This window comes from Streptomyces sp. HUAS CB01, assembly GCF_030406905.1.
Classification (GTDB): Bacteria; Actinomycetota; Actinomycetes; order Streptomycetales; family Streptomycetaceae; genus Streptomyces; species Streptomyces chengbuensis.
In genome coordinates, this window is the sequence record NZ_CP129137.1 from 4,623,428 (window position 1) to 4,646,769 (window position 23,342).

The window sequence follows — 23,342 nt, forward strand, 5'->3', positions numbered from 1 at the left end:
GGCGGTCGCCGCTGGTTCCGGGGGACGTGTCGCCGCCTGGAGACGGTCCGGGTAGTAGGTGGTTCCGGACGCCCGCGGGCCGCCGCCGCCGCCGGGAGCGGGACCGTCGCCGTCAGCGACGCCACGTGGGCCGCCGCCGCGGCCGTCTTGGTGCGTGTCAGGGTGAGGGCCATGCCGCGGAGCCGCGGAACGTGGCCATGGCCCCCGTGCGAGCCATGGACATCACTGCGCGGTGCTTGGACCCGGCGAAGCGGAGTCCGCCGGGACGGCGGATCAGTAGGGGCCGTTCACATTGTCGATGGACCCGTAGCGCTTGGCCGCGTAATTGCACGCCGCCGTGATATTCGCAATTGGGTCATAAATGTCCCACGAGGTGCCGTCTACGTGGTATGTCCGAAATGTGGGGTCAATGACCTGCATGAGCCCCTTGGACGGAATGCCCTTTTGGGCATTCGAATCCCAGAGGTTGATCGCGTAGAGATCGCCGCTCGATTCGCGCATCAGGTTGCGGCGGATCCCCTCGTAGCTGCCGGGAATTCCCTTGGCCTTCATGACCATCAGGGAGTGCTTGATCCAGCCGTCGATCCGGTGTGCGCTGGCGGGGGCCGCGGAGGCCTCGGTAGGTGCTACGGCCGTGGTCACACCGGTTGCGACGGTGGCCGCGGCGACGCCGCCCACGAGGTACTTGGCGATCTTGGACGTGGCTCGCCGGGGAAGCAGGGAAAGCTGCATGACGCCGCCCTTTCACATGAATCTTGGGGTTCTGATCCCATGCAAGGCGGTTAATCGGGAATGGGGATTTCCGCCGGGGTTTTCAGCATCCGAGTGAAGGCAGGCGACGGCAAGAGGCATTTCTGTGATTGGCGCCACAAGGGGAATAAATACGGGGTAAAGTGGGATGTGGTTCCCGTCACGTGGCACTTCGGGCGGGGGTGTCGAAGCAGTGACCCGGCCGGTGAGGTTGCCGGTGTGTACGCAGCAATTCCCGCCGCGGGCGGTGCGGCGACGAGGTCGGAATTCCGGAGGTCCGCCGACGGAAGGAGGGGCTCCGGGTCACAACACGCCTTTCGTGTCAGGCTGGTGACGTCACATCAGTGATGCGCCGTCGGATCCGGCCGAACGCATCCGTCCGGCAGGGATCAAGCCGTCTCGGCGGTGATCAAGCGCACCGGGCTGCGATCAAGAACCCAAGCAGTGATCAAGAATCCAAGCGGTGATCCATTGCGGCCGAGATCAAGCGCCTCGGCGGTGACCGACCGCGCTGCCGCGGTGATCAATCGGCCAGGCGGAAGGCCGGCACCGTCTCCCACCTCTCCATGTGCGGCTCGACGCGCGGATCGGTGAGGTACGACGCGATGCGGCAGCCCCAGTGCTCCGCCCCGTCGGGCCCCGGCGTCATGTCCCGCTCCGTGCGTCAGCGTCCCGTAGCGGCCCGCCGGGAGGATGCCGACGGCGATGTCGCCCTCGGGTGCCGGCACGGAGAGCACGGGGACGCCCGTCTCGCCGTTCGACTCGCCGGCCATGTCGACGGTGTGGAAGCGGAAGAACGGGGCCCTGCCGGAGCGGTGCCGTGCGAGGCCGGCCGAAGATCTCGGGCAGGCGTCCGCGATGACGGCGAAGCCGGACGGAACGCCTGACGGCAACGCAGGTCTGCTCGGGCCGTTCCACGACGGTGGGGTGCTGGTGCGCGGTTTCCCTCATGCCACGGCGGACCGCGGCGGCCGGGGTTCAACGGTCCCCGTCATCCGCGGAGCCGTCATCGGCCGCGCCACGTCATCTGCCGTGCCGGCGGGGTCAGTTGCCCGCGACCGCCTTCACCGCCACCGTGACCGGCACGTTGCCGCTGACCAGTTCGAGGACCAGCCCCGCCGTCGCCGACGTCTCCAGCAGTTCCGCGATCACCGCGGCCACGTCGTCCCGGGGGATCGTCCCCCGCCCGGTGTGGGCCTCCAGCCGGACCAGCCCGGTGCCGGCGTCGTTCGTCAGCATGCCGGGGCGCAGGATCGTCCAGTCCAGGGCGTCCTTGCTCCTGATGTAGGCGTCCGCCTCGCCCTTCATCCGCTGGTAGACGTCGAACACGTCGTCGCCCCGGTGCTCGGGGTCGGCGCCCATGGACGAGACGACGATGTGCCGCCGCACACGGGCCCGTTCGGCCGCGTCGGCGAAGAGGACCGCGGCGTCCCGGTCCACCGTCCTCTTCCGTTCGGTACCGCTGCCCGGCCCGGCCCCCGCCGCGAACACCGCGCCGTCCGCGCCCTGGAGCACCGCCGCTACCTCCTCCACCGAGGCGGACTCCAGGTCCAGCAGGCACGGTTCCGCACCGGCCTCCCGCAGGTCGTCCCCGTGCTCCGGTTTCCGGATGACGCCCACCGGCTCGTGCCCGCTCGCCGCGAGCAGCCGCGCCAGGCGCATCGCGATCTGGCCGTGTCCTCCTGCGATGACTATGCGCATGCTCCCGACCGTACGCCCGTCCCCCGTCGGACGCGCGCGACGGCCGTGGGCCCGGGCGCCCTTTTCGGCCACCGCCCGGGCAGGGTTCCGTCCCGCCCCGTCTGTCAGGGCCTCGGGTCGGGCCGCCCCTGCCGGGGCAGCTCCAGCGCCACCGCGGCGGCCGAGTCGCAGTACTCCCGTACCGCGCTGGTCCGGGCCACCACGCGTCCCCGGTGGATGACGATCCGGCTGTACGCCAGGGAGAGGACGCCCGCGAGCCGTTCGCCCCGCACCGCGAGGAGTTCGGCGGGGAAGCCGGCCTCCACCCGTACCTCCGGCAGGCCCATCGCCGCCCGTGCCGCCGCGCTGACCGCGTCGTACGCGTCCGGGACCCGCAGCCCGCCCTGGGAGGCGAGCAGGAAGGCCGCCTCCAGCGGGTCGCCGCGGCCCACCGGATTCGTCACGTCCCGCATCGCGCCGCTGCCCGCCGCGACGGGTACTCCCGCCGCCCGCAGCAGCCGTACGGGAGCGACGCCCCTCAGTTCGGAGCCCGCGCAGCCGCCCTGCGGCAGGCAGACGACCGTGACCCCGGCCGCCGCCAGCTGGTCGGCCGTCCGGGACGCCACGTCGGCGGGCAGCCGGGCCAGTCCGGCGCAGGGACCGATCGACACACCGGGGCGCAGTCCCCCCGCCATGGCGGCGAGCCGGGCCAGCCGCGCCGGATCGTCGCCGTCCGTGTGGAGGTCGACGGGGCAGCCGTGCTCCGCGGCCGCCTCGAGCACCGCCTCCGTGTACCCGGTCGGATCCGGGTCGGCGTCGGGACTGCCGCCCACCACCGACGCGCCCGTCTTCAGCGCGTCCCGCAGCATCGCCAGGCCGTCCGCGCCCGCCACGCCGGTGAGCAGCCGGGGTACGGCGACGGTGGTCACCTCGGCGAGCCCGCGCAGCGCCCGCCGCGCCTCCAGTACGGCCTCCAGCGGGCCGAGCCCCTGCACATCGCCGATGCGCACGTGCGAGCGCAGCGCCGTCGCCCCGTGCCCGAGCTGGAGCAGCGCGGCCTCGGTGGCCCGCCGCTGCACGTCCTCCGTGGCGTACGACACGGGCCCCTCCGGCGCGAGCGCGGTGAGCGCGGTGTCGGCGTGGGCGTGCGGTTCGGCGGGAGCGGGCAGCAGCAGGTAGCCGCCGAGGTCCACGCGGGCGGAGTGGGTCCTCGGTACGGCGCTGAGGCTGCCGGCGGTGCCGACGGCCTCGATGCGCGTGCCGCTCAGCCGCACGTCCACCGTGCGGCCGTCGGTGAGCCGGGCGCCGCACAGGAGCAGCGTGGTGCTGTCTGCGGTGGCGCCGTCGGGCGGCTGCGCCTGGCTGTCGGGCATCGCGCTCCTGAGGGGCGGGGGAGTGGCCTGCGGGCGGCCTGCGGGACGATCAAGATCACCCGGCGTGAGCCGAGCCTAGGGGCGCCCCGACCGCGCATCGAGGAGGAGCGCAATAGTCGTACCGGTGTGACCACGAGTGGCGTACGGCGACGCGCGGGGCGACGGGACCGGTGGCGTCCCGTGAGGCGGCCGGGAGGCGGCTCCGCCGGTACGCGACGAAGGCGGCCAACGTGGCCCGTAAACGGATTTGGGCGATCGGCGGCCGACCGTGTAATGTCTTCATCGCTCGCCCCAATAGCTCAGTCGGCAGAGCGTCTCCATGGTAAGGAGAAGGTCTACGGTTCGATTCCGTATTGGGGCTCTGATGTTGGATGATCCTCGCCCTCGGGCGAGGGGATCCGGCATCGAAGCGGTGTAGCTCAGTCGGTAGAGCAAGCGGCTCATAATCGCTGTGTCACCGGTTCAAGTCCGGTCACCGCTACAGACAGTAGCCGATTGTGGGGTCGGTCCTCCGATCGGCTACTCTTTTCTGCGTTCAATCCGTCCATCCGTCCAAGGAGCACTCACGTGGCTGCCACCGACGTCCGCCCGAAGATCACGCTGGCCTGCGTGGAGTGCAAGGAGCGGAACTACATCACCAAGAAGAACCGGCGCAACAACCCGGACCGTCTTGAGATGAAGAAGCACTGCCCGCGCTGCAACGCGCACACCGCGCACCGCGAGACGCGCTGAATCAGGCTCGTATGCGAGGCCGTCCCCACCCGGGGGCGGCCTCGTGTCGTTTGTCGCGGGGTTACCGGCAAGTGTTCCGGTGGCACCGGCCAGGAATGGAAACCAGGAGGTAGCGAGTCCATGGCGCTCGACCAGTCCTTCGTGGGGCGGACCTATCCGCCCACCGCGCCGTACGAGGTCGGCCGGGAGAAGATCCGGGAGTTCGCGGAGGCGATCGGTGACGCCAACCCCGCCTACACGGACCCCGAAGCCGCGAAGCAGTTCGGCCACTCGGACGTGATCGCCCCGCCGACCTTCGTGTTCGCCATCACGTTCAAGGCGGCGGGACAGGTCGTCGAGGATCCGCAGCTCGGCCTGGACTACAGCCGTGTCGTGCACGGCGACCAGAAGTTCGCGTACACCCGCCCCGTACGGGCGGGGGACCGGCTGACGGTCACCTCCACGATCGAGGCCGTCAAGTCGCTCGCGGGCAACGACATCCTGGACATCCGCGGCGAGGTGCACGACGAGGCCGGGGAGCACGTCGTCACCGCGTGGACCAAGCTGGTGGCGCGAGCCGCCGAGGAGGGCTGATCCGATGGCGGCGAAAATCACATACGAGGACGTCGAGGTCGGCACCGAACTGCCGCCGCAGACCTTCCCGGTGACCCGGGCGACGCTGGTGCGGTACGCGGGCGCCTCCGGGGACTTCAACCCGATCCACTGGAACGAGAAGTTCGCCAAGGAGGTCGGCCTGCCGGACGTGATCGCGCACGGCATGTTCACGATGGCCGAGGCGGCGCGCGTGGTGACCGACTGGACGGGCGACCCGGCCGCGGTCGTCGAGTACGGGGTCCGCTTCACCAAGCCGGTGGTCGTGCCCGACGACGACCGGGGCGCGGTCATCGAGGTCAGCGGCAAGGTCGCGGCCAAGCTGGACGACAACCGGGTGCGCGTGGACCTGACGGCGGTGTCGGCGGGCCAGAAGGTGCTCGGGATGTCCCGGGCGGTCGTCCGCCTCGCCTGAGACCATCGCCCCTGCGCCCCGGAGCTTCCCACGGCTCCGGGGCGCACGTGCTCCGCGACTCCCGCCGCCCGGTGACGCGGCGGCCGGACGGAGTTCCGGCCGCGGCCCGGGACGAGCCGGGTCCGGTCCCGTCTGCCGGCCGCGGCGCTGGAGTGCGCCGGGGCTCCCGGCCTCCCCGTGCGCGGCGGGACCGGCATGCCCGGCCTGACCGGGTGGACGAGAGCGGGACCGGCGTGCACGACGCGGAAGGCGGCGTGAGACCGGACACATCCCGTAGCGCGACCCTTCCCCCTCCCGCGCCGACACATCCGCCGGGCCGCGCCGCGACGCAGTCCCGCCCCCGATCCGGCGGATCCGGCCGCTCCCTGACCGGGACGGCCCGGACCGTACCCTTGTCCCCGTGCTGGAACTCCATGACGCTCCCCTCGCCCCGCTGACCACCTTCCGACTGGGTGGTCCGGCCACCCGTCTCGTCACGGCCACGACCGACGACGAGGTGATCGCCGCCGTCCGCGAGGCGGACGCGGCCGGCACGCCGCTGCTGCTCATCGGCGGCGGCAGCAACCTGGTGATCGGGGACAAGGGGTTCGACGGCACGGCCCTGCGCATCGCCACCACCGGCTTCCGCCTGGAGGGGGAGGAGCTGGAACTCGCCGCGGGCGAGGTGTGGACCGACGCCGTGGCCCGCACCGTCGAGGCCGGACTCGCCGGCCTGGAATGCCTCTCCGGCATCCCCGGCTCGGCAGGCGCCACCCCGATCCAGAACGTCGGGGCGTACGGCCAGGAGGTGTCCAGCACCATCACCGAGGTCGTCGCCTACGACCGGCGCGGCGGCGGGACGGTCACCGTGCCGAACGCCGAATGCGGCTTCTCCTACCGCCACAGCCGCTTCAAGGCCGAGCCCGACCGTTACGTGGTGCTGCGCGTCCGGTTCCGGCTGGAGGACGCGGGCGGTCTGTCCGCACCCATCAGGTACGCCGAGACCGCGCGGGTGCTCGGCGTCGAGCCGGGCGACCGGGTGCCTGCGGCGGCGGCCCGCGAGGCGGTGCTGAAGCTGCGCGCCGGCAAGGGCATGGTGCTGGACCCCGAGGACCACGACACCTGGTCCGCCGGTTCCTTCTTCACCAACCCGATCCTCACGGCCGCCGAGTACGAGACCTTCCTGGACCGGGTGAGGGAACGGCTCGGCGAGGACGTCACCCCGCCCGCCTACCCCGCCGGTGACGGGCACACGAAGACCTCCGCCGCCTGGCTCATCGACAGGGCCGGCTTCACCAAGGGCTACGGCAGCGGCCCCGCCCGGATCTCCACCAAGCACACCCTGGCCCTCACCAACCGCGGCGACGCCACCACCGAGGACCTCCTCGCGCTCGCCCGCGAGGTGGTCGCCGGGGTCCGCGACGCCTTCGGGGTCACCCTCGTCAACGAGCCGGTGACGGTCGGCGTCAGCCTCTGAGAACGCCCGGGGCGGCCCGCTCCCTCCGGAGCGGTCCCGGGGCCGGCCCGCGACCTGCGGCGCCGTCACCCGCGGGCACGGGGACGACGCCACCCGGCGGCCGTCCCCCGCGCCGGGTCCGAGGGCTCAGTCCTTCAGCCACTCGTCGATCCCGGTGAGCAGACCGTCGCGCACGTCCTGCGGCGCCGCCGAGGCCCGCACCGACTGGCGGGCCAGCTCCGCCAGCTCCTCGTCGGTGAAGCCGTGGTGGCGCCGGGCGATCTCGTACTGGGCCGCCAGCCGCGAGCCGAAGAGCAGCGGGTCGTCCGCGCCCAGCGCCATCGGCACACCCGCGTCCCACAGCGTGCGCAGGGGTACGTCCTCGGGCTTCTCGTAGACCCCGAGGGCCACGTTCGACGCGGGGCACACCTCGCAGGTCACACCGCGCTCCGCCAGCTTGCGCAGCAGCCGCGGGTCCTCGGCGGCGCGGACCCCGTGGCCGATCCTGGAGGCGTGGAGATCGTCCAGACAGTCCCGCACGGAGAACGGACCGGTCAGCTCGCCGCCGTGCGGGGCCGCCAGGAGACCGCCGTCACGGGCGATCGCGAACGCGCGGTCGAAGTCCCTCGCCATACCGCGGCGCTCGTCGTTGGACAGACCGAAGCCGACCACCCCGCGGTCGGCGTAGCGCACGGCGAGCCGCGCGAGCGTGCGGGCGTCCAGCGGATGCTTCATCCGGTTGGCGGCGACCACGACGCGCATCCCCAGCCCGGTCTCCCGCGCCGCCTCCTCCACGGAGTCGAGAATGATCTCCAGGGCGGGGATCAGCCCGCCGAGCATCGGGGCGTACGAGGTCGGGTCGACCTGGATCTCCAGCCAGCCGGAACCGTCCCTGACGTCCTCCTGGGCCGTCTCCCGCACCAGCCTCCGGATGTCCTCCGGCTCGCGCAGACAGGACCGCGCCATGTCGTAGAGCCGCTGGAAGCGGAACCAGCCCCGCTCGTCCGTCGCCCGGAGCTTCGGCGGTTCGCCGCCGGTCAGCGCGTCGGGGAGGTGCACGCCGTGCTTGTCGGCGAGCTCCAGCAGGGTGCCGGGCCGCATCGACCCGGTGAAGTGCAGATGCAGATGGGCCTTGGGCAGCAGGCTGAGATCGCGTACTCGCTCCATTGAAGGATCTTGCCGCAGACACCGGCCGTCCGGCAGCCCCTTTCCCCGATCGGGTCCTTGCCCGAACGAAGAAACGTGTCGGAGGGGGCGCGCCCCAGCTGTCCGGACGCCGAGCGGGCCCCGGCCGTCCGGCCGGGGCCCGCCCCTCACTGCGTCCCGTCACTGCGTCCGGCGGGAACGGAACCTCAGTCCCGGGCCTCCGCCAGCAGCTTCTGCATCCGCGAGACGCCCTCGACCAGGTCCTCGTCGCCCAGCGCGTACGACAGCCGCAGGTAACCCGGCGTGCCGAACGCCTCGCCGGGGACGACCGCCACCTCGGCCTCGTCCAGGATCAGCGCCGCGAGCTCCACGGAGGTCCGCGGCCGCTGCCCGCGGATCTCCTTGCCCAGCAGGCCCTTCACCGACGGGTACGCGTAGAAGGCGCCCTCGGGCTCCGGGCAGACCACGCCGTCGATCTCGTTGAGCATCCGCACGATGGTCTGCCGGCGGCGGTCGAACGCCTCACGCATCGTCGCTACGGCGTCCAGGTCGCCGGAGACCGCGGCGAGCGCCGCGACCTGCGCCACGTTCGAGACGTTGGAGGTGGCGTGCGACTGCAGGTTGGTCGCGGCCTTGACGACGTCCTTCGGGCCGACGATCCAGCCCACCCGCCAGCCGGTCATCGCGTACGTCTTCGCCACGCCGTTGACCACGATGCACTTGTCGCGCAGCTCGGGCACGACCGCGGGGATCGAGGTGAACGCGGCGTCGCCGTAGACCAGGTGCTCGTAGATCTCGTCCGTCAGCACCCACAGACCGTGCTCGAGCGCCCAGCGGGCGATCGCCTCGGTGTCCGCCGCGCTGTAGACCGCGCCGGTCGGGTTGGACGGGGAGACGAACAGCACGACCTTCGTCTTCTCCGTGCGGGCCGCCTCCAGCTGCTCCACGGAGACCCGGTAGCCGGTGGTCTCGTCCGCGACGACCTCCACCGGGACACCGCCGGCCAGCCGGATCGACTCCGGGTACGTCGTCCAGTACGGCGCCGGGACGATGACCTCGTCGCCCGGGTCCAGGATCGCCGCGAAAGCCTCGTAGATCGCCTGCTTGCCGCCGTTGGTCACCAGCACCTGCGCCGGATCGACCTCGTAGCCCGAGTCGCGGAGCGTCTTCTCCGCGATCGCCTTCTTCAGCTCCGGCAGACCGCCGGCCGGGGTGTAGCGGTGGTACTTCGGGTTCTTGCAGGCCTCGATCGCGGCCTCGACGATGTAGTCCGGGGTCGGGAAGTCCGGCTCGCCCGCCCCGAAGCCGATCACCGGACGGCCGGCGGCCTTGAGGGCCTTGGCCTTGGCGTCGACGGCGAGGGTCGCGGACTCGGAGATCGCGCCGATACGGGCGGAGACCCGGCGCTCGGTGGGAGGAGTTGCAGCGCTCATACGGCCATCGTCCCAGAACGCGGAGCGCCCGGGCACAGTGGTTTCGCGGGTCGGACGAGTGGCTGACAGGGTCCGGACAGAACGCGGACAGGAACCGCCCCGAAGCTATCTGTTCGACGCACGGCTTCCGACCACGTACACTCACACGTCGTTGGCCCTCACGGACCACCACCGCCGATGCGGTAGGTTTGGGGGGAACCACAAAGGGTCGTAGCTCAATTGGTAGAGCACTGGTCTCCAAAACCAGCGGTTGGGGGTTCAAGTCCCTCCGGCCCTGCTACACACACCTTCGCCAGGATGTGTGCGCATGTACGTACTTCGATGCATAGCCGTGCGGCTCGACCGGGCGCGGCACGGCCACGACCCGGAATCAGGTGAGAGACGTGACGGACGCCGTGGGCTCCATCGACATGCCTGATGCCGAGGACGAGGCGCCCGAGTCCCGTAAGAAGACCCGTAAGGGTGGCAAGCGCGGGAAGAAGGGCCCCTTGGGCCGCCTCGCGCTGTTCTACCGGCAGGTCGTCGCCGAGCTGCGCAAGGTCGTCTGGCCCACGCGCAGCCAGCTGACCACGTACACGACCGTGGTGATCGTCTTCGTCGTCATCATGATCGGTCTTGTGACCGTGATCGACTATGGCTTCCAGGCAGCCGTCAAGTACGTCTTCGGCTGATCCCGCGGAGGGCGCCTGACCGGCGCCTTTTTCGCATGTTCCACCCCATCTGTATCCAGGAAGAAGCAGCCACCGTGTCTGACCCGAACCTGAACGACGCCGTTGAGCCGAGCGACAGCCTCGAGTCCGCTGAGGACGCGCTCGACATCGTCGAGGCGGCGGACTCCGTCGACCCGGACCAGGCGGAAGCTGCTGACGCCGCTGCGGGCGAGCCCGCCGAGCAGGCCGCGATCCACGTGGACGAGGACGCCGAGGCCGTCGCCGAGGTCGACGAGGACGCCGAGGCCGCGGAGGCCGTGGCCGACGAGGAGCCGGCCGAGGAGGCCGAGCCGGAGGCTCCGGTCGACCCCGTCGCCGCGCTCCGCGAGGAGCTGCGCGGGCTGCCCGGCGAGTGGTATGTGATCCACACCTACGCCGGCTACGAGAAGCGCGTGAAGGCCAACCTGGAGCAGCGCGCCGTCTCGCTGAACGTCGAGGACTTCATCTACCAGGCCGAGGTGCCCGAGGAAGAGATCGTCCAGATCAAGAACGGCGAGCGCAAGAACGTCCGGCAGAACAAGCTGCCCGGCTACGTGCTCGTCCGGATGGACCTGACGAACGAGTCCTGGGGCGTCGTCCGCAACACCCCCGGTGTCACCGGCTTCGTCGGCAACGCCTACGACCCGTACCCGCTGACCCTGGACGAGATCGTCAAGATGCTCGCCCCGGAGGCGGAGGAGAAGGCGGCCCGCGAGGCGGCCGAGGCCGAGGGCAAGCCGGCGCCGGCCCGCAAGGTCGAGGTCCAGGTGCTGGACTTCGAGGTCGGCGACTCGGTCACCGTCACCGACGGTCCGTTCGCCACCCTGCAGGCCACGATCAACGAGATCAACCCCGACTCGAAGAAGGTCAAGGGCCTCGTCGAGATCTTCGGCCGCGAGACCCCGGTCGAGCTGAGCTTCGACCAGATCCAGAAGAACTGACGGATCGACCCACAGGTTTCCGACCAGGTCAGAACGGCCCTCGCGGCCGTTCTGACCTGCTCGGTTTTCAGCCGCACAGTGGTACCCGTTATCGTGGTGCGGTATGCCTCCATCCGGATGATCGGGTGGAAGTCATGCAGTTTCAGCAAACTCTCAACTGGACCCGGAGAGAGCAATGCCTCCCAAGAAGAAGAAGGTCACGGGGCTTATCAAGCTCCAGATCCAGGCCGGCGCCGCCAACCCGGCTCCGCCGGTCGGCCCCGCGCTGGGTCAGCACGGCGTCAACATCATGGAGTTCTGCAAGGCCTACAACGCTGCGACAGAGTCGCAGCGTGGCATGGTCGTGCCGGTGGAGATCACGGTCTACGAGGACCGTTCCTTCACCTTCGTCACCAAGACTCCGCCGGCCGCCAAGCTGATCCTCAAGGCCGCGGGCGTGGACAAGGGCTCCGGCGAGCCGCACAAGACCAAGGTCGCCAAGCTGACGCGCGACCAGGTCCGCGAGATCGCCACCACCAAGATGCCCGACCTGAACGCCAACGACCTGGACGCCGCCGAGAAGATCATCGCCGGCACCGCCCGTTCCATGGGCATCACGGTCGAGGGCTGATCAGCTCCCCGAGACCTCAGTGGCAGGGCCAGGCGCTGGCCCGCACCACGAACTCCACGCCTGAAACACCACAGGAGAAGAAGTGAAGCGCAGCAAGGCTCTCCGCAACGCGGACGCCAAGGTCGACCGGGAGCGCAACTACGCCCCGCTCGAGGCCGTCCGTCTTGCGAAGGACACCGCCAGCACCAAGTTCGACGGCACCGTCGAGGTCGCCTTCCGCCTGGGCGTCGACCCGCGCAAGGCCGACCAGATGGTCCGTGGCACCGTGAACCTTCCGCACGGCACCGGCAAGACCGCCCGGGTCCTGGTCTTCGCGACCGGTGACCGTGCTGCGGCCGCGGAGGCCGCTGGCGCCGACATCGTCGGCTCCGACGAACTGATCGACGAGGTCTCGAAGGGCCGTCTGGACTTCGACGCCGTCGTCGCCACCCCGGACCTCATGGGCAAGGTCGGCCGCCTCGGCCGCGTGCTCGGTCCCCGTGGTCTGATGCCGAACCCGAAGACCGGCACCGTCACCATGGACGTCGCCAAGGCCGTCACCGAGATCAAGGGCGGCAAGATCGAGTTCCGAGTGGACAAGCACTCGAACCTGCACTTCATCATCGGCAAGGTCTCCTTCGACGAGACCAAGCTGGTGGAGAACTACGCCGCGGCGCTGGAGGAGATCCTCCGTCTGAAGCCGTCCGCCGCGAAGGGCCGCTACATCAAGAAGGCGACCCTGACCACCACCATGGGCCCCGGCATCCCGCTGGACTCGAACCGCACCCGCAACCTCCTCGTCGAGGAGGACCCGGCCGCGGTCTGAGCCTGACGGCTCGCACACGGTGAACCGGCCCCCGCGCCTCTTCCGAGGCGCGGGGGCCGGTTTTTCGTACGACAGTGTCAGTGCGGTGCGTTACCGTTCAGTTCATTCACGGACGCAACAGAACAGAAAACCAGGGGTGGGGATTCATGAGCATGTCGGCGTGGAAGCGCGCGGGCGTCTCCCTGACGGCCGTCGCCGTCGTCGCGGGTGTCGCGGGCTGTCAGGACGGTGACGGGGGCGGGAAGAAGAAGGCCGCCGACTCGCCGCAGTCCGCCGTCCAGTCGCAGGGCGAGATCACCAAGGTGATCCAGGCCGCCTACAAGAAGACGTCGGACGCCAAGTCCGCCAAGGTCCGCATGACCATGACCATGCCGGCGGGCCTGGAGGGCGGCGGCACCATGGAGATGTCCGGCGTGCAGGGCTGGGACCCCGGTCTGCTGGACGTCACCATGAAGGGCTCCATGCTCACCGCGGGCGACCCGGACGCGCCTTCCCAGGTGCGCATGGTCATGGTGGACGACGCCATGTACATGGAGATGGGTGCCAAGCAGGCCGCCGAGATGGACGGCAAGCGCTGGATGAAGCTGGACCTCAAGGCCGCCGCCGAGGCGAGCGGGGACAAGGCGCTCCAGAAGCAGATGACCGGCAGCCTGGAGAACATGAACCAGGACCCGGCCCAGCAGCTGGGCCTGCTGCTGGGCTCGCCGAACATCAAGCACATCGGCGCGGAGAAGGTCGACGGCGTCGAGGCGCAGCACTACAAGGGCACGCTGACGCTGCAGGAGATGATCGACGCCAACAAGTCCTTCGACGTGCTCTCGGCGGACGAGCGCAAGAAGCTGGTCGCCAACGTCAAGAAGGCCGGCATCACGGGCTACGACACCGAGGTCTGGGTCAACGAGGACGACTACCCGGTCAAGATGGTCGTCGGCATGAAGATGCCGCAGGGCACGATGAACATGACGGCGACCTACTCCGACTACGGCGCCACGGCCACGGTCAAGGCGCCGCCGGCGAAGGAGACCTTCGACCTGTTCAAGATGCTCAAGGAGCTCGAGGGCGCGGGCGCCGAAGGCGGCGCCGGCCTGGACGGCTGAGCGGTCCGGACGCCCCGGGCAGGCGCGGGCCGGCGGATGCCGCCGGCCCGCGCCCGGCCGCGGGCACGGCCCTCCGGCCGCCCGATTTGCTTGACGCCGATCCGTTCGCGTAGTCTTCCCCGGAAGCCAAAGACCGCTGGTCGTTGCCGTGCCCGTCAGGGTTTCGGCGGCCGAAGGATCCGCTAGCTGCGGACGACCCGCGCAGGTGACTGTGGATGAAGCTCCCGGACGTTCGTTCGGTCGAGCCACGCCCCGTGCGCCTGCGCCGGGGCGTTTCGTTTTGCCCAGTCTCCTTCCTTCAGCCCATGCGGTCCGAATCACCCGGAAGGAGGCCGAGGCTCATGGCGAGGCCCGACAAGTCCGCCGCGGTCGCCGAGCTGACGGACAAGTTCCGCAGCTCGAACGCCGCCGTGCTGACCGAGTACCGCGGTCTCACCGTGGCGCAGCTGAAGCAGCTGCGCCGTTCGCTCGGTGAGAACGCCCAGTACGCCGTGGTGAAGAACACGCTGACCAAGATTGCGGCCAACGAGGCCGGGATCACCTCGCTCGACGACCAGTTCGCTGGTCCGACGGCGGTCGCCTTCATCACCGGTGACCCGGTGGAGTCGGCGAAGGGTCTTCGTGACTTCGCCAAGGAGAACCCGAACCTCATCATCAAGGGCGGTGTCCTTGACGGCAAGGCGCTGTCCGCCGATGAGATCAAGAAGCTTGCGGACCTCGAGTCCCGCGAGGTTCTGCTCGCCAAGCTGGCGGGTGCCATGAAGGGCAAGCAGTCCCAGGCTGCCGCGCTCTTCCAGGCGCTCCCGTCGAAGCTCGTCCGCACCGTGGACGCGCTTCGCGCCAAGCAGGCCGAGCAGGGCGGTGCCGAGTAATTCGGCTCGCGCATTGATCCGCGCCGCCTAGCGCGCGGGTCGCAGCGGGCCCAACGTACGCCCGCCGACATGTACACCCGGCACCAGCCGATTTAGTGGAAGGACCGCCATCATGGCGAAGCTGTCTCAGGAAGACCTGCTCGCGCAGTTCGAGGAGATGACCCTCATCGAGCTCTCCGAGTTCGTGAAGGCGTTCGAGGAGAAGTTCGACGTCACCGCTGCCGCCCCGGTCGCCGTTGCCGCCGCCGGTGGCGCCGGTGTCGCTGCCGCCGAGGCCGTCGAGGAGAAGGACGAGTTCGACGTCATCCTCACCGGCGCCGGCGACAAGAAGATCCAGGTCATCAAGGTCGTGCGTGAGCTGACCTCCCTGGGCCTGAAGGAGGCCAAGGACCTCGTCGACGGCACCCCGAAGCCGGTCCTCGAGAAGGTCAACAAGGAGGCCGCCGACAAGGCCGCCGAGGCCCTCAAGGGCGCCGGTGCCGCTGTCGAGGTCAAGTGACCTTGCGAGTCTTCTGACTCTCGCGCTGTAACGCGCACACACTGAAGGGCGATCATCCATTCGGGTGGTCGCCCTTCGGCGTTCCCTCCACCGTCGGGTGGCTCCTTGCGATGTCCGCTGCGGAGAGTAAGGTGATCTTCGCCGTGCGCCAGGTGACGATCCCCGCAGCCAGGATTGGGCTGGGGGGCCTTGACGAACCGCACGCAGCGCGCAATTCTCAGGACGCGTCGTCACAACGGTCCAAGTTCGAGGCATGGATCGGCGACGGAACGGGCAGTATCGGTGTGCGCCTCCCGGCGCACGGCATACCGCGGAGTTGAGAACAACGAGGGTCTCGGTTTACCCGCCCTGGACATCAGTGGGCCAAGTGGCTACACTGACCCTTTGCGCTGCCTGTTAGCTGCCCCCTGCCCGTCACCAGGGGCATCCCCACGCACGAGCATCGTTGACCAGAATACCCCTGACCTGGGATTTCTGTCTTTGTGCCCGGCTTGGGACCGGTACGCGCGTAGTGAGTCCGAGCCCTCGGAAGGACCCCCTCTTGGCCGCCTCGCGCAACGCCTCGACCGCGAATACGAACAACGGCGCAAGCACCGCCCCGCTGCGCATCTCCTTTGCAAAGATCAAGGAGCCCCTCGAGGTTCCGAACCTCCTCGCGCTGCAGACCGAGAGCTTTGACTGGCTGCTCGGCAACGCAGCGTGGAAGGCTCGTGTCGAGGCGGCTCTGGAGTCCGGACAGGACGTCCCCACCAAGTCCGGTCTGGAGGAGATCTTCGAGGAGATCTCCCCGATCGAGGACTTCTCCGGGTCGATGTCGCTGACCTTCCGCGACCACCGCTTCGAGCCTCCGAAGAACTCGATCGACGAGTGCAAGGAGCGCGACTTCACGTACGCCGCCCCGCTCTTCGTCACGGCCGAGTTCACCAACAACGAGACCGGCGAGATCAAGTCCCAGACGGTCTTCATGGGCGACTTCCCGCTCATGACCAACAAGGGCACGTTCGTCATCAACGGCACCGAGCGTGTCGTGGTGTCGCAGCTGGTCCGCTCGCCGGGTGTCTACTTCGACTCCTCCATCGACAAGACGTCCGACAAGGACATCTTCTCCGCCAAGATCATCCCGTCCCGGGGTGCCTGGCTGGAGATGGAGATCGACAAGCGCGACATGGTCGGTGTCCGTATCGACCGCAAGCGCAAGCAGTCCGTCACCGTCCTCCTGAAGGCGCTCGGCTGGACCACCGAGCAGATCCTCGAGGAGTTCGGCGAGTACGAGTCGATGCGCGCCACCCTGGAGAAGGACCACACCCAGGGCCAGGACGACGCGCTGCTCGACATCTACCGCAAGCTGCGCCCGGGCGAGCCCCCGACGCGTGAGGCCGCGCAGACCCTTCTTGAGAACCTGTACTTCAACCCGAAGCGCTACGACCTCGCCAAGGTCGGCCGCTACAAGGTCAACAAGAAGCTCGGCGCGGACGAGCCGCTGGACGCCGGCGTGCTCACCACCGACGACGTCATCGCGACCATCAAGTACCTGGTCAAGCTGCACGCCGGTGAGACCGAGACGGTCGGCGAGAGCGGTACCCAGATCGTCGTCGAGACCGACGACATCGACCACTTCGGCAACCGCCGTCTGCGCAACGTCGGCGAGCTGATCCAGAACCAGGTCCGTACGGGTCTCGCCCGTATGGAGCGCGTCGTGCGCGAGCGCATGACCACCCAGGACGTCGAGGCGATCACGCCGCAGACCCTGATCAACATCCGGCCGGTCGTCGCCTCCATCAAGGAGTTCTTCGGCACCAGCCAGCTGTCCCAGTTCATGGACCAGAACAACCCGCTGTCGGGCCTGACCCACAAGCGCCGTCTGTCGGCGCTGGGCCCCGGCGGTCTGTCCCGTGAGCGGGCGGGCTTCGAGGTCCGAGACGTGCACCCGTCCCACTACGGACGCATGTGCCCGATCGAGACCCCCGAAGGCCCGAACATCGGTCTGATCGGTTCGCTCGCCTCGTACGGCCGCGTCAACGCGTTCGGCTTCGTCGAGACGCCGTACCGCAAGGTCGAGGGCGGCCAGGTCACCGACGAGGTGGACTACCTGACCGCCGACGAGGAGGACCGCTTCGTCATCGCGCAGGCCAACGCCGCGCTCAACGACGACCTGCGCTTCTCCGAGGCCCGCGTGCTCGTCCGCCGCCGTGGCGGCGAGGTCGACTACGTGTCGCCCGAGGACGTGGACTACATGGACGTCTCGCCGCGCCAGATGGTGTCGGTGGCGACCGCCATGATCCCGTTCCTCGAGCACGACGACGCCAACCGCGCCCTCATGGGCGCGAACATGATGCGCCAGGCCGTCCCGCTCATCAAGGCGGAGGCCCCGCTCGTCGGCACCGGCATGGAGTACCGCTGTGCCACCGACGCCGGCGACGTCATCAAGGCGGAGAAGGACGGTGTGATCCAGGAGGTCTCGGCCGACTACATCACCGTCACCAACGACGACGGCACGTACACCACGTACCGCATCGCGAAGTTCTCCCGCTCCAACCAGGGCACCTCGGTCAACCAGAAGGTCGTCGTCTCCGAGGGCGACCGGGTCATCGAGGGCCAGGTCCTCGCCGACGGGCCGGCCACCGAGAACGGTGAGATGGCGCTCGGCAAGAACCTGCTCGTGGCGTTCATGCCGTGGGAGGGTCACAACTACGAGGACGCGATCATCCTGTCGCAGCGCCTCGTGCAGGACGACGTCCTCTCCTCGATCCACATCGAGGAGCACGAGGTCGACGCCCGTGACACCAAGCTCGGCCCGGAGGAGATCACCCGGGACATCCCGAACGTCTCCGAGGAGGTCCTCGCCGACCTCGACGAGCGCGGCATCATCCGGATCGGTGCCGAGGTCGTCGCCGGCGACATCCTGGTCGGCAAGGTCACCCCGAAGGGCGAGACCGAGCTGACCCCGGAGGAGCGCCTGCTCCGCGCGATCTTCGGTGAGAAGGCCCGTGAGGTCCGTGACACCTCGCTGAAGGTGCCGCACGGCGAGACCGGCAAGGTCATCGGCGTCCGCGTCTTCGACCGCGAGGAGGGCGACGAGCTTCCCCCCGGTGTGAACCAGCTGGTGCGCGTGTACGTCGCGCAGAAGCGCAAGATCACCGACGGTGACAAGCTCGCCGGCCGTCACGGCAACAAGGGCGTCATCTCCAAGATCCTGCCGATCGAGGACATGCCGTTCCTGGAGGACGGCACCCCGGTCGACATCATCCTGAACCCGCTCGGCGTCCCGTCCCGAATGAACCCGGGACAGGTCCTGGAGATCCACCTCGGCTGGCTCGCCAGCCAGGGCTGGGACGTCTCCGGTCTCGCCGACGAGTGGGCCCAGCGCCTGCAGGCCATCGGTGCCGACCAGGTCGCCCCCCGCACCAACGTCGCCACCCCGGTCTTCGACGGTGCCCGTGAGGACGAGCTGGCGGGTCTGCTGGAGCACACGATCCCGAACCGCGACGGCGACCGCATGGTCCTCCCGTCCGGCAAGGCGCGCCTGTTCGACGGCCGCTCCGGTGAGCCGTTCCCGGACCCGATCTCGGTCGGGTACATGTACATCCTCAAGCTGCACCACCTGGTCGACGACAAGCTGCACGCGCGCTCGACCGGTCCGTACTCGATGATCACCCAGCAGCCGCTGGGTGGTAAGGCTCAGTTCGGTGGCCAGCGGTTCGGTGAGATGGAGGTGTGGGCGCTCGAGGCATACGGCGCCGCATACGCCCTCCAGGAGCTGCTGACCATCAAGTCCGACGACGTCACCGGCCGCGTGAAGGTCTACGAGGCCATCGTCAAGGGCGAGAACATCCCCGAGCCCGGCATCCCCGAGTCCTTCAAGGTGCTCATCAAGGAGATGCAGTCCCTGTGCCTCAACGTGGAGGTGCTGTCCTCGGACGGCATGTCCATCGAGATGCGCGACACCGACGAGGACGTCTTCCGCGCCGCGGAGGAGCTCGGTATCGACCTGTCCCGGCGCGAGCCGAGCAGCGTCGAAGAGGTCTGACGGGCCTCCCGCCACCCCTCACCCGGGGTGGCGGGCCCCGGGACCCCGTACAGACCATGATTGAGACACGACCCTGAGAGGGATTGACGCATAGTGCTCGACGTCAACTTCTTCGACGAGCTGCGGATCGGCCTGGCCACCGCTGACGACATCCGTCAGTGGTCCCACGGCGAGGTCAAGAAGCCGGAGACCATCAACTACCGCACGCTCAAGCCCGAGAAGGACGGACTCTTCTGCGAGAAGATCTTCGGTCCTACCCGGGACTGGGAGTGCTACTGCGGCAAGTACAAGCGCGTCCGCTTCAAGGGCATCATCTGTGAGCGCTGTGGCGTCGAGGTCACACGCGCCAAGGTGCGCCGCGAGCGGATGGGCCACATCGAGCTGGCCGCTCCCGTCACCCACATCTGGTACTTCAAGGGCGTTCCGTCGCGGCTGGGCTACCTGCTCGACCTCGCCCCGAAGGACCTGGAGAAGGTCATCTACTTCGCCGCGTACATGATCACGTACGTGGACGAGGAGCGCCGCACGCGCGACCTGCCCTCGCTCGAGGCCCACATCTCCGTCGAGCGGCAGCAGATCGAGAACCGCCGCGACGCCGACCTGGAGGCCCGCGCCAAGAAGCTCGAGGCCGACCTGGCCGAGCTCGAGGCCGAGGGTGCCAAGGCCGATGTGCGCCGCAAGGTGCGCGAGGGTGCCGAGCGCGAGATGAAGCAGCTGCGGGACCGTGCCCAGCGCGAGATCGACCGTCTCGACGAGGTGTGGACCCGGTTCAAGAACCTCAAGGTCCAGGACCTCGAGGGCGACGAGCTGCTCTACCGCGAGCTGCGTGACCGCTTCGGCACGTACTTCGACGGTTCGATGGGTGCCGCGGCGCTGCAGAAGCGCCTGGAGTCCTTCGACCTGGAGGAGGAGGCCGAGCGCCTCCGCGAGATCATCCGTACCGGCAAGGGCCAGAAGAAGACCCGTGCGCTCAAGCGCCTCAAGGTCGTCTCCGCCTTCCTGCAGACCAGCAACAGCCCCAAGGGCATGGTGCTGGACTGCGTCCCGGTGATCCCGCCGGACCTGCGTCCGATGGTGCAGCTGGACGGTGGCCGCTTCGCGACCTCCGACCTGAACGACCTGTACCGCCGGGTCATCAACCGGAACAACCGTCTGAAGCGTCTGCTCGACCTCGGTGCCCCCGAGATCATCGTGAACAACGAGAAGCGGATGCTCCAGGAGGCCGTCGACGCGCTGTTCGACAACGGCCGCCGCGGCCGTCCGGTCACCGGCCCGGGCAACCGCCCGCTGAAGTCCCTCAGCGACATGCTGAAGGGCAAGCAGGGCCGCTTCCGTCAGAACCTGCTCGGCAAGCGAGTCGACTACTCGGCGCGTTCCGTCATCGTCGTCGGCCCGCAGCTGAAGCTGCACCAGTGCGGTCTGCCCAAGGCCATGGCGCTGGAGCTCTTCAAGCCGTTCGTGATGAAGCGCCTGGTCGACCTGAACCACGCGCAGAACATCAAGTCGGCCAAGCGCATGGTCGAGCGCGGCCGCACCGTCGTGTACGACGTCCTCGAAGAGGTCATCGCCGAGCACCCGGTGCTGCTGAACCGTGCGCCCACGCTGCACCGCCTCGGCATCCAGGCCTTCGAGCCGCAGCTGGTCGAGGGCAAGGCCATCCAGATCCACCCGCTCGTCTGCACCGCGTTCAACGCGGACTTCGACGGTGACCAGATGGCCGTGCACCTGCCGCTGTCCGCGGAGGCGCAGGCCGAGGCCCGCATCCTGATGCTGTCCTCGAACAACATCCTCAAGCCGGCCGACGGCCGTCCCGTCACCATGCCGACCCAGGACATGGTGCTGGGCCTCTTCTTCCTCACCACGGACGAGGAGGAGCGCGAGGTGCGCGGCGAGGGCCGTGCGTTCAACTCCACCGCCGAGGCGATCATGGCGTTCGACGCCCGGGAGCTCTCGCTCCAGGCGAAGATCGACATCCGCTTCCCGATCGGCACCGTCCCGCCGCGTGGCTGGACCCCGCCGGTGGCGGAGGAGGGCGACGACTCGGGTGCCGCGGAGTGGCAGCAGGGCGACAGCTTCCGGCTGACGACCACCCTGGGCCGCGCGCTCTTCAACGAGCTGCTGCCCGAGGACTACCCGTTCGTCGACTACACGGTCGGCAAGAAGCAGCTCTCCGAGATCGTCAACGACCTCGCCGAGCGCTACCCGAAGGTCATCGTGGCGGCGACGCTCGACAACCTGAAGGCGGCCGGCTTCTACTGGGCGACCCGTTCCGGTGTCACCGTGGCCATCTCCGACGTCGTCGTTCCCGAGGCGAAGAAGGAGATCGTCGCGGGCTACGAGGCGCAGGACGAGAAGGTCCAGAAGCAGTACGAGCGCGGTCTGATCACCAAGGACGAGCGCACGCAGGAGCTCATCGCGATCTGGACCAAGGCGACCAACGAGGTCGCCGAGGCGATGAACGAGAACTTCCCGAAGACCAACCCCATCTTCATGATGGTCAACTCGGGTGCTCGCGGAAACATGATGCAGATGCGTCAGATCGCCGGTATGCGCGGTCTGGTGTCGAACGCCAAGAACGAGACGATCCCGCGTCCGATCAAGGCGTCCTTCCGTGAGGGTCTCTCCGTGCTGGAGTACTTCATCTCCACGCACGGTGCCCGTAAGGGTCTCGCCGACACCGCCCTGCGTACGGCCGACTCGGGTTACCTGACCCGTCGTCTGGTCGACGTCTCGCAGGACGTCATCATCCGCGAGGAGGACTGCGGCACCGACCGCGGTCTGAAGCTGCGGATCGCCGAGCGGGGCGCCGACGGTGTCCTGCGCAAGGCGGAGGACGTCGAGACGTCGGTGTACGCGCGGATGCTCGCAGAGGACGTCGTCGTGGACGGCAAGGTCATCGCGCCGGCCAACGTCGACCTCGGTGACGTGCTGATCGACGCGCTCGTCGCGGCGGGCGTCGAGGAGGTCAAGACCCGCTCGGTCCTGACCTGTGAGTCCGCGGTCGGTACGTGCGCGTACTGCTACGGCCGTTCGCTCGCCACCGGCAAGCTGGTCGACATCGGTGAGGCGGTCGGCATCATCGCCGCCCAGTCCATCGGCGAGCCCGGTACCCAGCTGACGATGCGTACCTTCCACACCGGTGGTGTGGCCGGTGACGACATCACCCAGGGTCTGCCGCGTGTCGTCGAGCTCTTCGAGGCCCGTACCCCGAAGGGTGTCGCCCCGATCTCCGAGGTCGCCGGCATCGTCCGGGTCGAGGAGACCGAGAAGACCAAGAAGATCGTCATCACCCCGGACGACGGCAGCGACGAGGCGGCCTACCCGATCTCGAAGCGCGCCAAGCTCCTGGTGCGGGACGGCGACCACGTGGAGGTGGGCCAGAAGCTCACCTTCGGTGCCACCAACCCGCACGACGTGCTGCGGATCCTCGGCCAGCGCGCTGTCCAGGTCCACCTGGTCGGCGAGGTCCAGAAGGTCTACAACTCGCAGGGTGTGTCGATCCACGACAAGCACATCGAGATCATCATCCGGCAGATGCTGCGCCGTGTGACGATCATCGAGTCCGGCGACGCGGAGCTGCTGCCGGGCGAGCTGGTCGAGCGCTCGAAGTTCGAGCACGAGAACCGTCGTGTGGTCCAGGAAGGCGGCCACCCGGCCTCCGGCCGTCCGCAGCTGATGGGTATCACCAAGGCCTCGCTGGCGACCGAGTCGTGGCTGTCGGCGGCGTCCTTCCAGGAGACGACCAGGGTCCTCACCGACGCGGCGATCAACGCCAAGTCGGACTCCCTGATCGGCCTCAAGGAGAACGTCATCATCGGTAAGCTCATCCCGGCCGGTACGGGCCTCGCCCGCTACCGCAACATCCGGGTCGAGCCGACCGAGGAGGCCAAGGCCGCGATGTACTCGGCCGTCGGCTACGACGACATCGACTACTCGCCGTTCGGCACCGGCTCCGGCCAGGCCGTTCCGCTGGAGGACTACGACTACGGTCCGTACAACCAGTAAGGCGAACGTCTGACGTCAGGGGCGGTCACCCTCCGGGGTGGCCGCCCTTCGGCGTTCGACCGCCGCCCCGGGTGAAGTTCCCCGTGGTGCCGTCCACTGAGGGCGTGTCGCGCACCGGGGTCGCGAGCCGCTCGCGGCCCGCTGACGGGCGCTCGGCGTCGGGGGGCGGGCGCGGCTCAGGTCCGGAGCGTGCGCCGGCGGAGCCTCCCGGTGCGCCTTCGCGGCGCGGTCCTGGGCCGGCA

At 69.0% G+C, this 23,342-nt stretch carries 19 protein-coding genes and 3 tRNA genes; 16 read left to right on the forward strand and 6 right to left on the reverse strand.

Translation table 11 applies throughout. From position 1 onward, the window contains the following. Nucleotides 1-273: 273 nt before the first annotated feature. From QRN89_RS20530 to QRN89_RS20545, 4 genes are all read right to left on the reverse strand, one after another. Entirely contained in the window at nt 274-732 is a 459-nt protein-coding gene (locus QRN89_RS20530) for a transglycosylase SLT domain-containing protein (protein ID WP_290350867.1), read from the reverse strand. A gap of 541 nt (nt 733-1,273) precedes the next feature. Next, nucleotides 1,274-1,399 (reverse strand): hypothetical protein, encoded by a 126-nt coding sequence (locus QRN89_RS20535; RefSeq protein ID WP_290350868.1) that lies wholly within the window; start codon nt 1,397-1,399, stop codon nt 1,274-1,276. 395 nt (nt 1,400-1,794) lie between these two features. Next, nucleotides 1,795-2,451, reverse strand: coding sequence for an SDR family oxidoreductase (locus tag QRN89_RS20540; protein WP_290350869.1), 657 nt, complete (start codon nt 2,449-2,451; stop codon nt 1,795-1,797). A gap of 104 nt (nt 2,452-2,555) precedes the next feature. Then, the gene (locus QRN89_RS20545; protein ID WP_290350870.1) at nt 2,556-3,803 is read right to left on the reverse strand and encodes an amidohydrolase family protein; all 1,248 of its coding nucleotides are present in this window, start codon (nt 3,801-3,803) and stop codon (nt 2,556-2,558) included. A 288-nt stretch (nt 3,804-4,091) separates the two neighbouring features. Between QRN89_RS20545 and QRN89_RS20550 the strand changes: the two genes are divergently transcribed. The 6 genes from QRN89_RS20550 to QRN89_RS20575 all read left to right on the forward strand — a co-directional run bounded on the left by QRN89_RS20550 (nt 4,092) and on the right by QRN89_RS20575 (nt 6,997). Continuing rightward, a tRNA-Thr gene (locus QRN89_RS20550) sits at nt 4,092-4,164 on the forward strand. A gap of 47 nt (nt 4,165-4,211) precedes the next feature. After that, nucleotides 4,212-4,284: transfer RNA gene (locus tag QRN89_RS20555), tRNA-Met, on the forward strand. Between the two features lie 86 nt (nt 4,285-4,370). Next, nucleotides 4,371-4,535: a 50S ribosomal protein L33 gene (gene rpmG, locus QRN89_RS20560; protein WP_003948671.1), complete on the forward strand. Its 165-nt coding sequence runs from the start codon at nt 4,371-4,373 to the stop codon at nt 4,533-4,535. Nucleotides 4,536-4,655: 120 nt separating this feature from the next. Continuing rightward, the gene (locus QRN89_RS20565; RefSeq protein WP_290350871.1) at nt 4,656-5,108 is read left to right on the forward strand and encodes a MaoC family dehydratase N-terminal domain-containing protein; all 453 of its coding nucleotides are present in this window, start codon (nt 4,656-4,658) and stop codon (nt 5,106-5,108) included. 4 nt (nt 5,109-5,112) lie between these two features. Beyond that, nucleotides 5,113-5,541, forward strand: a complete 429-nt coding sequence (locus tag QRN89_RS20570) for a MaoC family dehydratase (RefSeq protein ID WP_290350872.1) — start codon at nt 5,113-5,115, stop codon at nt 5,539-5,541. Nucleotides 5,542-5,941: 400 nt separating this feature from the next. Continuing rightward, nucleotides 5,942-6,997, forward strand: a complete 1,056-nt coding sequence (locus tag QRN89_RS20575) for a UDP-N-acetylmuramate dehydrogenase (RefSeq protein ID WP_290350873.1) — start codon at nt 5,942-5,944, stop codon at nt 6,995-6,997. A 126-nt stretch (nt 6,998-7,123) separates the two neighbouring features. On the opposite strand, the gene QRN89_RS20580 is transcribed toward QRN89_RS20575, so the two are convergent. Beyond that, nucleotides 7,124-8,143 carry an adenosine deaminase gene (locus tag QRN89_RS20580; protein ID WP_093656445.1) on the reverse strand — a complete coding sequence of 340 codons (1,020 nt, stop codon included), beginning with the start codon at nt 8,141-8,143 and terminating at the stop codon, nt 7,124-7,126. Nucleotides 8,144-8,328: 185 nt separating this feature from the next. Next, on the reverse strand, nt 8,329-9,555 hold the full coding sequence (locus QRN89_RS20585; RefSeq protein WP_290350874.1) for a pyridoxal phosphate-dependent aminotransferase: 1,227 nt from the start codon (nt 9,553-9,555) through the stop codon (nt 8,329-8,331). 204 nt (nt 9,556-9,759) lie between these two features. On the opposite strand from QRN89_RS20585, the gene QRN89_RS20590 reads away from it, so the two are divergent. The 10 genes from QRN89_RS20590 (at nt 9,760) to QRN89_RS20635 (ending at nt 23,100) form a co-directional block, all read left to right on the forward strand. After that, nucleotides 9,760-9,832: transfer RNA gene (locus QRN89_RS20590), tRNA-Trp, on the forward strand. Nucleotides 9,833-9,938: 106 nt separating this feature from the next. Then, complete coding sequence (secE, locus tag QRN89_RS20595; protein ID WP_093656441.1) at nt 9,939-10,226, forward strand: preprotein translocase subunit SecE; 288 nt, start codon at nt 9,939-9,941, stop codon at nt 10,224-10,226. A 74-nt stretch (nt 10,227-10,300) separates the two neighbouring features. Then, nucleotides 10,301-11,185: a transcription termination/antitermination protein NusG gene (nusG, locus tag QRN89_RS20600; protein ID WP_290350875.1), complete on the forward strand. Its 885-nt coding sequence runs from the start codon at nt 10,301-10,303 to the stop codon at nt 11,183-11,185. A gap of 175 nt (nt 11,186-11,360) precedes the next feature. After that, nucleotides 11,361-11,795, forward strand: a complete 435-nt coding sequence (rplK, locus tag QRN89_RS20605; protein ID WP_031076594.1) for a 50S ribosomal protein L11 — start codon at nt 11,361-11,363, stop codon at nt 11,793-11,795. 82 nt (nt 11,796-11,877) lie between these two features. Further along, on the forward strand, nt 11,878-12,600 hold the full coding sequence (gene rplA, locus QRN89_RS20610) for a 50S ribosomal protein L1 (protein WP_290350876.1): 723 nt from the start codon (nt 11,878-11,880) through the stop codon (nt 12,598-12,600). A gap of 152 nt (nt 12,601-12,752) precedes the next feature. Then, nucleotides 12,753-13,697, forward strand: coding sequence for an SCO4651 family lipoprotein (locus QRN89_RS20615; protein ID WP_290353794.1), 945 nt, complete (start codon nt 12,753-12,755; stop codon nt 13,695-13,697). Nucleotides 13,698-14,038: 341 nt separating this feature from the next. Continuing rightward, nucleotides 14,039-14,569: a 50S ribosomal protein L10 gene (gene rplJ, locus QRN89_RS20620; protein WP_269728900.1), complete on the forward strand. Its 531-nt coding sequence runs from the start codon at nt 14,039-14,041 to the stop codon at nt 14,567-14,569. A 112-nt stretch (nt 14,570-14,681) separates the two neighbouring features. Beyond that, the gene (rplL, locus tag QRN89_RS20625; protein WP_290350877.1) at nt 14,682-15,068 is read left to right on the forward strand and encodes a 50S ribosomal protein L7/L12; all 387 of its coding nucleotides are present in this window, start codon (nt 14,682-14,684) and stop codon (nt 15,066-15,068) included. A gap of 541 nt (nt 15,069-15,609) precedes the next feature. Then, the gene (rpoB, locus tag QRN89_RS20630; RefSeq protein WP_290350878.1) at nt 15,610-19,095 is read left to right on the forward strand and encodes a DNA-directed RNA polymerase subunit beta; all 3,486 of its coding nucleotides are present in this window, start codon (nt 15,610-15,612) and stop codon (nt 19,093-19,095) included. 93 nt (nt 19,096-19,188) lie between these two features. Next, entirely contained in the window at nt 19,189-23,100 is a 3,912-nt protein-coding gene (locus QRN89_RS20635) for a DNA-directed RNA polymerase subunit beta' (RefSeq protein WP_290350879.1), read from the forward strand. Nucleotides 23,101-23,342 lie beyond the last annotated feature (242 nt).